Origin of the sequence: Actinoplanes hulinensis, assembly GCF_019429605.1 — a bacterium.
Lineage (GTDB): Bacteria > Actinomycetota > Actinomycetes > Mycobacteriales > Micromonosporaceae > Actinoplanes > Actinoplanes campanulatus.
Genome location: NZ_JAHXZI010000036.1, coordinates 46,260 through 55,127, shown reverse-complemented (window position 1 = coordinate 55,127; position 8,868 = coordinate 46,260). Strand labels below are relative to the sequence as shown.

Here is an 8,868-nt window from a genome sequence, read left to right as displayed (position 1 = left end):
CACAAGGGTGACGAGGTGTTCCCGACGAAGTCGGAGATCGCGATGACCCAGGATCCGGCGAACCCGCGGGTGCTGCTGTTGAACTGGAAGATCGCCTACGGCTCCAGCTGGGCGAAGGTTGCCAAGGGTGAGCAGGACGCCCGGATCGACGCGTTCGCGAAGCGGATCAAGGCGTATGACAAGGACGTGTTCCTGGTGCTGAACCATGAGCCGGAGAACGACGTGAAGGCGAAGAAGGGTTCGGGCTGGGAGGCCAAGGACTTCAAGGCCATGTACCGGCACACGATTCAGCGGTTGGAGGCGCAGGGCGCCGACAACGTGGTGAACGTGATGGCCTACATGGGTAACGAGAAGTGGATGGCGCAGTCGTGGTGGAAGGACCTGTACCCGGGCGACGACGTGGTGGACTGGATCGGTCTGGACTCGTACGTGAGTGTGGAGAAGGGCTACTACCACTACGGTAAGTTCGCTGACCTGCTCGACCGTAAGCCCAAGGGTGGCGGCACCGGTTTCTACGAGTGGGCGACCACGAAGCACCAGGGTAAGCCGATCATGGTTGCCGAGTGGGGTGGGTATCACCGGATCGGTAAGAAGACCGACAAGTCCGCGGTCTACAACAGTGTCATCCCGGAGTTGAAGAAGCGTCCCGCGATCAAGGCGATCGTGCACTTCGACACGAAGGCCGATGACCAGGGCAACCGGGACATCAGCATCAACAGCACCCCGGGCAGCCTCGCCGCGTTCAAGAAGCTCGCCGCCAACCCGATCTTCAACGTCAAGCTGAGCTGACAACGACACCGAGGCCGCCACCCCACCAGGGGTGGCGGCCTCAGTGCTTCTGTTCGGGTCATCCGACGTTGGCCGCATCCATCAAGCGGTCGGCGAAGGCGGTCAGCAACCTGGCCTGGCCATCGTCGCTGACCAGGAACTGTAGGCCGACCTCCAGCCCGTTCTGGTGCTCCGCCGTGTTGACCACCCGGGCCTGTGCGGTCAGTTCGTCGTCGCCTCTGCGCAGGTCGACGTCGAGAGGCGTCCCCTCGATGAACTGCTGGCCCTCCGGGGCGATGCACCGCAGGCCGCCGGCGCTGACGTTGACCAGCAGCGCCTCGACCGCCGGCCGGCCGGGCGCCCGCAATGTCACCTGGCCGGCGGTGGCGATCCGGTCGTGCTCGCGGCGCTCCAGATGGCTGGCCAGGTTGGCCATCTCCTCCACCCGGCCCAGCGTGGCGTTCATCTGTGCGGTGAGTGAGGCCATCAGGGCGGCCTGCTCGACCGCCACGTCCCGCAGCGAGGTGGCGGCCTCACCCACTCCGCCGATGCCCTCGATCATGGCGGTGATGGTCTGGGACATCGCGGTGGTGTCGCGTTCCAGGTCATGGATGGTCTGGGTGATCTGATCGGTCGACTCGGCGGTGTTGGTGGCGAGCTGTTTCACCTCGTCGGCGACGACCGTGAAGCCGTACCCGAGATCACCGGCCCGGGCCGCTTCGATGGTCGCGTTGAGCGCCAGCAGGCGGGTCTGCCCGGCGATCCCGTTGACCAGGTTCACCATCGAGGCCGCCCGGCGCAGGCTCTGCTCCAGGGAGGTGATCACGTGCTCCGCCTCGCGGGCCTGGTCGACGATCGCGCCGGCGGCCAGGTTGGCCACCGAGATCCGGTTGTCGATCACCTCGGAGGAGCCTTTGACCTCGCCCACCTTCTCGGTGACCTGGCGCAGTTCCTCGGCGATCACGCCGGTGGACTCGTCGATGATCTCCTGGGTGCGGCGGCGGAACTGCACCTCGGCCTGCCGCTGGTGCTGGAAGCCGGCTCGCAGTTGCTGTTCGCGGGCGACCTCCGCGGTGGCCAGGGCGGCTTCCTGATCCGCCAGCCGGGTCCGCGCCACGATCAGTGCCCGCCCGATGTCGCCCATCTCGTCGCGTCCCTCCGGAAGCGGCCGCGGGGACAGGTCGGCGCCGGCGATCGCGGTCACCGCGGCGACCGTCTGCCGAACGTCATGGTTGGTCCGCCAGAGCACCGCGACGGCCCACCAGAGGGCGAGCCCGAACCCGCCGATCGAGATGGCCAGCACCACCGCCCCCTGGACGGTGTCGGTGCTGATGCGCTCGTCGATCAGCCTGTTCAGCGCGTCATTCAGCGGCATCACCGCGGCTGTCACCGCCTCGGCGACCTTCCCGGTATCGGCCGGCCCGGGCTCGGCGAGTGTCGCGGTGAGCTGCCCGGCCATTTCGTCGAGCCGGTCGGCGAGGGCATGGACCGGTTCGGTGATCAGGCCGGCCAACTCGGTGTCCTCGGTGTTCGCGGTGGCGGTCGCGACATCGTTGCGAAGGATGGTGGCGCTGTTCGCCAGACGCCCGGCCAGCACCGACTGATTGGCTACCGCGGTCAGGCGTGAGCTGTCGGCGGGCACCGGCATCTCCGCCTGCAACGTCGTCAGCATCGCCACCGGCAACTGCACCGCCTGGGCGTGCATCACGTAGAACGAGTCCAGGTCGGGGTCGAGAGCCAGGTTCGATTCGTTGCTGATCTCGGTGACCAGCTTGGCCAGGGCGCTCGCGGTGGCGATCCGCTCCTGGAGCGAGTTGGCGCCCACCTCGGGTACGGCCGCCGCGTCCTCGGAGAGCCCCAGGTCCGGATGGGCGTCCGCGGCGGCGCGGACGGCGGCCAGATCAGGGGTACGGCCGGCGACCGTGTCGGTGAGCGCGACCAGCACGGGGCGCAGCACCTCGGAGCCCTCCCGCTCCCTGGTGCTGAAGTTGATCTCAGTCGTGTTCGCCGCCGTGTACATGCCGGTGGCCAGCGCGCCGGGCACCAGCAGGGCGAGAACGACCACAGCCAGCCGCGTGGCGGTACGGATCCGGTCGGTGATCCGCAGCATCGGCCGCAACAGTAAGGGTGGCGAACCGGCGCCCACTGCCATGGTGTCCACCTTCCGCAACATTCCCGGCTTACACCGTTTATACGGCAGCCTCGGTTGCCTGTCCGGCGTTCCATCCGCGCCATGACAGCGGCGATCTCGGCGCAAACCGGGATATACTGCTTAAGCTGGGCGAAGTGTCAGGTGGGCCGTCCCGTCAACTTTGGAAAGGTATCCGTCCCGGGGTCCGCCGGGTCTGCCGCATCACCCCGGAGTCGCGGAAGCCCGCACGCACCCGGTCCCGGATCTCCCAGAGACCGATCAGCAGGACCGTGAGACCGGCCAGCCGTACCGCGTGCTGCAATGCCTCGACCTGCACGGCCCGCACCATGCCGTCGATGTCCTCGGCGGACGTGTCGACGTTCATCCGGATCAGGAAGGACGCGACGATCGCCGCGTTCCACACCGGCACCGACCAGTGCGAGAGCAGCCCGTCCGGCTCGGCGACATAGCCCCGCAGTGCTTCCTTGGTGCGGCGCCGCCAGACGAAGAACCCGACGAGATAGGCGCCGACCAGGAACAGGCCGAGCAGGTTGAGCGAGTCGATGTGCTCGATGATCCAGATCAGCGTCGGCGAGACGGCCTCACTGCCGGACCGCAGGTGGGACCAGACTGCCAGGTCGCAGACGAGGAACAGCACGGTGAGGCCGCAGGTCGCGCCGATCGCCAGCATCAGCGCGCGGGTGCCCCACTCCCAGGTCTTCGGCGGGCTCGCCGGAACCCACCCGTCGTCGGTCGTCATCGTCCTCGCCATCCAAGATCAACTTTTGTCACGCAGAAACTAGCCGGTGAGGAGAAGGAAGGGAAGATCCAGGATCTCCCTCTCCTCGATGCCGCCGTTGATTTGTTAGCCCGGCTAACGCCAACCCCGAGCACGCCGAGGGCCAACGTGACACGCCGTAGCGAGGGCAGGGCCCACCCCGCCACCACCAGGCCGGCGATCAACAGCGCCGAGGTCGGCAGGAAGGCGACATTCATGGCGTCGTGCCAGGGCGAACAGACGTACCGCGGACGGGTGGTGCGTGGTCATCGAGATGGATCGCATGCACTCCAGTAGACCGATCATGCCGGCACCCGAGCACTACCAGTGAACGCCCATCCGCGGGTATGGCCAGCCATACCCGCGGGCACGACAGCGACGCCGTGAAGAACCTGGCCCGGCGATCCGGCTGAGTTCGCCGGGCCAGAGACTCTCCGACCTTTCCGTCGATCTAGAACTGGTCGGGGGTGTCCAGCTTGCGGTAGAAGGAGATCTCCGGCGGCCCCTCGACGCCGGCCGCCTGCATGATCCGGGGGATGTCCGGCTGGCTGTCGAAGAACTCCTGGAAGGTGGCCTCGTCCGGCCACTCGTCGATCACCAGGACCTCGCCGTCACGGCCGGCGAAGGTGTGCCGGGTGGCGCCGGCCGCCCTCCCGGCCTCGGCGACCTCGTTCATCGTTTCGGCATGGGTCCTGGCGGTCTCCTCGACGGCGCCCGGGTCGGCCTTGAGACGAAGGATCATGATGACGGGCATGTGCTGACCTCCGGATTCTTCGCGGTAGGTCAGATATATCGGATTCCGGCAGGTTACTGACCGGGGTTCATCACCAGGGGTGACGGGAGCGGCTCGCAGGCGGCCAGCCAGGCCGCGGGCACCCCGGCCAGACCGGTACGGGCCGCCACGATCCCGCCGACGATCGCACACGTCGTGTCGACGTCACCGCCGGCCAGCGCGGTCGCCCACAGCGCCTCGGTCAGGTCCTCCAGGTTGGCGGCGGCGCACCAGATCGCGTACGGAACCGTGTCCGCGGCCGAGATCATCGACCCGCACCCGACCATCCCGGCCACATGACGCGGATCGGCTGACAGCGCGAACCGGGTCGCCCGCCGCAGCCGCGACGCCACCTCACCGTCCGGCACCCGCGCGGCGACCGCCTCGATCAGCTCCCCGCCCGGGATGCCGCGCACGCTCAGCGCCGCCGCGACCGCGACCGCCACGGCGCCGGCCGTCGCCTCCGGATGTGCGTGGGTGACGTCCGCCGACCGGACGGCCTCGGCCACCACCGTGTCCAGATCGCCGGCGAACCATGCACCGAGCGGCGCCACCCGCATCGCCGCGCCGTTGCCCCACGAGCCCATCCCGTCGAACTGCCGCCGGGTCACGTCGGCCCACGGCTCACCGTCACCGATCGCCCGCAACACGTCGTGCATGGAGGCCCCGTAGCAGCGGTACGGGTCGGCCGCATACGCCCCGGCGAACTCGGCGGCCAGCGCATCCTGGTCGACGCGTCCGTGCCGGTCCAGGATCCGCAGCAGCGACAGCGCCATCGCGGTGTCGTCGGTCCACGGCCACGGCCCGTCCTTCAGTTGCCGCTCCACCAGCGCGGTCTCCAGCGTCTCGGCGGGACGGAAGAACCACGTCTCGCCGAACGCGTCACCCAGCGTGAGCCCGCGCATCGATGCCACCGCCGCTGTCCTGTTCGCCACGCCGACATCGTTTCCTGTCACCGGCGGTGCCGCCACCGAGATTCGCCTACGCTGCCCGGGTGCAGATCGATCTCGTCGCCCTGATCGTGGACGAGTACGACCCGGCCATCGCCTTCTTCACCGGCGTGCTCGGGTTCGACCTCGTCGAGGACTCGCCGTCGCTCACCAACGACGGCCGCCCGAAACGATGGGTGGTGGTCCGGCCGCCGGGCGCGCAGACCGGTCTGTTGCTGGCCCGCGCCGACGGGGAGCGGCAGAGCGCGGCCGTCGGCGACCAGACGGCCGGGCGGGTCGGGTTCTTCCTGCGGGCCGACGACTTCGATGGCACCTACCGGCGGATGGTCGACGCCGGTGTCACCTTCGTGCGGGAGCCGCGCACCGAGGCGTACGGGAAGGTCGCGGTCTTCCTCGACATCGCCGGCAACCGGTGGGACCTGTTGAGCGGGCCTCCGCGGTGAAACGGGAACTGCTCGTGGGCCTATCGGAATACGGTGGTTGACGCCGCTGTTGGCCAGCGGCGGAACGACCACAAAGGAGAACAGATGACCACCGCAGCCGCCGCCGTCCCCGACGAGCTTCGTGACCTGCTGGAACGGCCGCTCTTCGCCGACCTGGCAACCGTCCGGGAAGACGGCACCCCCCAGAACAACCCCATGTGGTACGCCTGGGACGGCGAGTTCATCCGCTTCACCCACACGAACTTCCGCCGCAAGTTCAGGAACATCACCGCGAACCCGGCGGTGGCGATCTCGATCATCGACCCGGAGAACCCGTACCGCTACATCGAGGTCCGCGGCGTCGTCGACCGTATCGAGCCGGACCCGACCGGTGGCTTCTTCGTCGAGCTGGCCAAGCGTTACAACGCCCCCTTCGGCACCGACACCCCGAAGGACGCCCCCGACCGGGTCGTCCTAGTCGTCCGCCCCACCTTCGTCGGCGGGCACTGACACCCGCAGCGCGCTGAGCTGCGCCAGGATCGACGGGTCGGTGATCTTCTCGTCCTCGGCCAGCAGCAGGATCTTGCTGAGGATCACGCTGGTCATCCGGTCCTCGCCGGCGAACGGCAGGAACAGCCGCCGATGAGCGGTCGCGCCGAACCGGGCCGGCACCACACACAGGTAGCCGCCCGGTTCGACGTGGATGCTGCCGCTGGTCAGATGCACCCGGTAGGTGGCCCGGCCGCCGCGGACCACGGCCGACGAGCCGTCCACGGTGACCCGGGACAGTTTCAGGGCGGCGATCAGCGTGGTCAGGATCTGTGCCCGGCTCGCGGCCTGCGGAGCCGAATCCCACGGCACCGTGCCGGCGACCGACACCACCAGGTCCAGATCGCGCATGACCTCGGAGAACACGACGGCGGGCACCTCGTCGAGCGGCACCGGCTTGCCGTCGGCGAGGAACCGGACACCGTCCACCCGGACGTCGCCCATGCCGAAGTAGCCGTGGAACTCGGCGGCCAGAGCGGCGGTGAGGGCTCCGGCCGGACGGGTGGCCTGATGGTCGGCGTACTGACCGGCGACGCTCCAGCCCCGCCCGGACAGCAACTGGGCGGCGATCCGGCCCTCCACGGTCTGACCCGCGAAACGCCACGACACGTCACCCGACGCGCGTTCGGCCGGGGTCAGCGCGTACACCTCCCGGAAAGCCTGTTTGACCGGCTGCTGGAGCCGCCGTCGCATGATCTCCGCCTGCCAGGCCGCGAGGGTCCCGTCCGTGAGCAACTCGACCGGGTGGACCGCGGTCACCGGACCGGCGGCGTCGACGTCGGCGAGCAGGCCGATCGCGCCGGTGGCGTCGCGCCAGAGCAGTGACGGCAGCATCGCGGCTCCCGCCGGCAGGGTCCGCAGCCGGGCCAGCTCCTCCGGCTGGAGCGTCCGCCCGGTCGCGACGAGACGCTCGACCAGCCCGGTGCGCATCCGCCGGGCCTGATCCCGCAGCAGCTCCTGATGCTCGCGCAGCTCCTGATAGCCCGGATCGGCGCGGACCGCGGCCGGCACCGACTTGAGCGGCTTCCCGGCCCGGCTCACCGCCAGCACCGGCTCGGCCGCGTCGAACCGAAGGTCCACGTGGTACTCCCCGCAGTCCACTCCGGACGGCGCCCGCGACGCACACGCCGCCTCGCAGTCCCACTCCAGCAGGGCCGGCTCCGGCACGCCGGCCACCTGCGCCAGATGGTCGAGGGCGATCGCGATCGCGGCGGCGTGACTGTGCCGCCGGTTCGGGCCCAGCTTGACGCCCTTCCTCGCGGACGCGCGCAACGCCAGACAGCGGTCGAGGACCGTCTCGTCCGGAGCGAGCGGCAGCATCCCGAACGCGGCGATGCCCTGCAACGCGTTGTGCTTCACCCGCTTCAGCACGGCGGCCCGGTTGTCGCCGAGCACCGCCGAGACCATCTCGCTGGGCTGCAACTCCAGCAGCCGCCGGGCGTCGTCCACCCCGGCGTCGCCGATCGCGGCGAGCAGCACGGCCCGGTCGTGCCGCACCGTCTCGTCGGCGGGTATCGCCAGGATCAGGCGCAGCAGCGGAACGGCGCTCGCCAGCCCGAACAGCGTGAGCAGCTGCTCGTCCTTCCGCCAGCCCCACACCCGGCGCCGGTCATCGACCGGGCGCTCCGCCAGCAGCGCGACGAGCGCAACCAACTCGTCGGCGGTCAGCTCGGCCGCGCCGAGGTGAGCGGCGATCCGGGGGTCGCCCGTCCAGTCCAGCGCCGCCCGCACGAACCGCAGCCCCCGTGGCGGGATCCCCTTGGGCAGGTCGTCCCAGTCCGGTGGCCCGGGCGCCGAGATCAGCTCCCAGGTCAGCGCGTCCACCCGGTCGAGCACCGTGCCGGCGCACGCCGCCCGGGGTGGCCCGGCCACGGCGCGGTCCAGGTAGAGGTCGTCGGTGATGGCCCGGTCGGCGACGGACCGGTCCAGCTCACCGGCCTCGTGGAGGGCGTCGAGCACCCGCACCGTCGATGGCCGGGACAGGTGACCCAGTGGGTTGAGCACGAGCAGTCGCAGCAGGGCCGGGTCGGAGGTGTCCGGGACGAGCTGATCGAGATGCATCCGGTGCCGTGGGTCGCGGCCGAGCAGGGTCGAGAGCAGGGCGTGGCGGTGCGGCGTGGGCCACGGCCCGGACAGCACCGTCGCCAGATCCGCGCCGGTGCCGACCGGGAACGCGGCGTCGTAGATCTCGTCGAGCTCGGCGACGATGTCGTCCAGGTGCCGTCGCAGGTTGCCGATGGTGTGGTGCTCCCCGCGCTCCACCCGCAGCCGGATCTCCTCGGCGAGCTCCCGCAGCCCGGCTGGGTCCGCGGTGTGCCGCGCCCGCTCGGTGAGGTGGGACAGCACCTCACGCTCGGCGCGGACGAAGTCCGCGTACTCCTCGGGGACGGGCCACTGAACCATGGCCGGGAGATTAGCCCTCGGGTACGACAGAACCGGTGAGCAGGCCGTCGACCAGCGCCCGCAGGCCGATCCGGTAGGTGTCCTGGGCGGCGAGG

The 8,868-nt window shown here is 69.9% G+C and carries 8 protein-coding genes; 3 read left to right on the top strand and 5 right to left on the bottom strand.

The window, feature by feature from the left end; translation table 11 throughout:
• A partial coding sequence (locus KZ829_RS40840) for a glycoside hydrolase family 26 protein (protein WP_281428362.1) occupies window positions 1-789 on the top strand: 789 nt, incomplete at its 5' end.
• Window positions 790-847: 58 nt separating this feature from the next.
• Here the strand turns inward: KZ829_RS40840 and KZ829_RS40835 are convergent.
• From KZ829_RS40835 to KZ829_RS40820, 4 genes are all read right to left on the bottom strand, one after another.
• Window positions 848-2,920 carry a methyl-accepting chemotaxis protein gene (locus KZ829_RS40835; protein WP_220149202.1) on the bottom strand — a complete coding sequence of 691 codons (2,073 nt, stop codon included), beginning with the start codon at window positions 2,918-2,920 and terminating at the stop codon, window positions 848-850.
• A gap of 154 nt (window positions 2,921-3,074) precedes the next feature.
• Window positions 3,075-3,659 carry a hypothetical protein gene (locus tag KZ829_RS40830; protein ID WP_220149201.1) on the bottom strand — a complete coding sequence of 195 codons (585 nt, stop codon included), beginning with the start codon at window positions 3,657-3,659 and terminating at the stop codon, window positions 3,075-3,077.
• Between the two features lie 469 nt (window positions 3,660-4,128).
• The gene (locus KZ829_RS40825; RefSeq protein WP_220149200.1) at window positions 4,129-4,431 is read right to left on the bottom strand and encodes an NIPSNAP family protein; all 303 of its coding nucleotides are present in this window, start codon (window positions 4,429-4,431) and stop codon (window positions 4,129-4,131) included.
• A 53-nt stretch (window positions 4,432-4,484) separates the two neighbouring features.
• Window positions 4,485-5,384 carry an ADP-ribosylglycohydrolase family protein gene (locus KZ829_RS40820; RefSeq protein WP_504739929.1) on the bottom strand — a complete coding sequence of 300 codons (900 nt, stop codon included), beginning with the start codon at window positions 5,382-5,384 and terminating at the stop codon, window positions 4,485-4,487.
• A 59-nt stretch (window positions 5,385-5,443) separates the two neighbouring features.
• On the opposite strand from KZ829_RS40820, the gene KZ829_RS40815 reads away from it, so the two are divergent.
• On the top strand, window positions 5,444-5,842 hold the full coding sequence (locus KZ829_RS40815; RefSeq protein WP_308285870.1) for a VOC family protein: 399 nt from the start codon (window positions 5,444-5,446) through the stop codon (window positions 5,840-5,842).
• A gap of 84 nt (window positions 5,843-5,926) precedes the next feature.
• On the top strand, window positions 5,927-6,331 hold the full coding sequence (locus KZ829_RS40810; protein ID WP_220149197.1) for a PPOX class F420-dependent oxidoreductase: 405 nt from the start codon (window positions 5,927-5,929) through the stop codon (window positions 6,329-6,331).
• Here the strand turns inward: KZ829_RS40810 and KZ829_RS40805 are convergent.
• Window positions 6,296-8,773: a DUF4132 domain-containing protein gene (locus tag KZ829_RS40805; RefSeq protein WP_220149196.1), complete on the bottom strand. Its 2,478-nt coding sequence runs from the start codon at window positions 8,771-8,773 to the stop codon at window positions 6,296-6,298. The genes KZ829_RS40810 and KZ829_RS40805 overlap by 36 nt on opposite strands.
• Window positions 8,774-8,868: the final 95 nt, after the last annotated feature.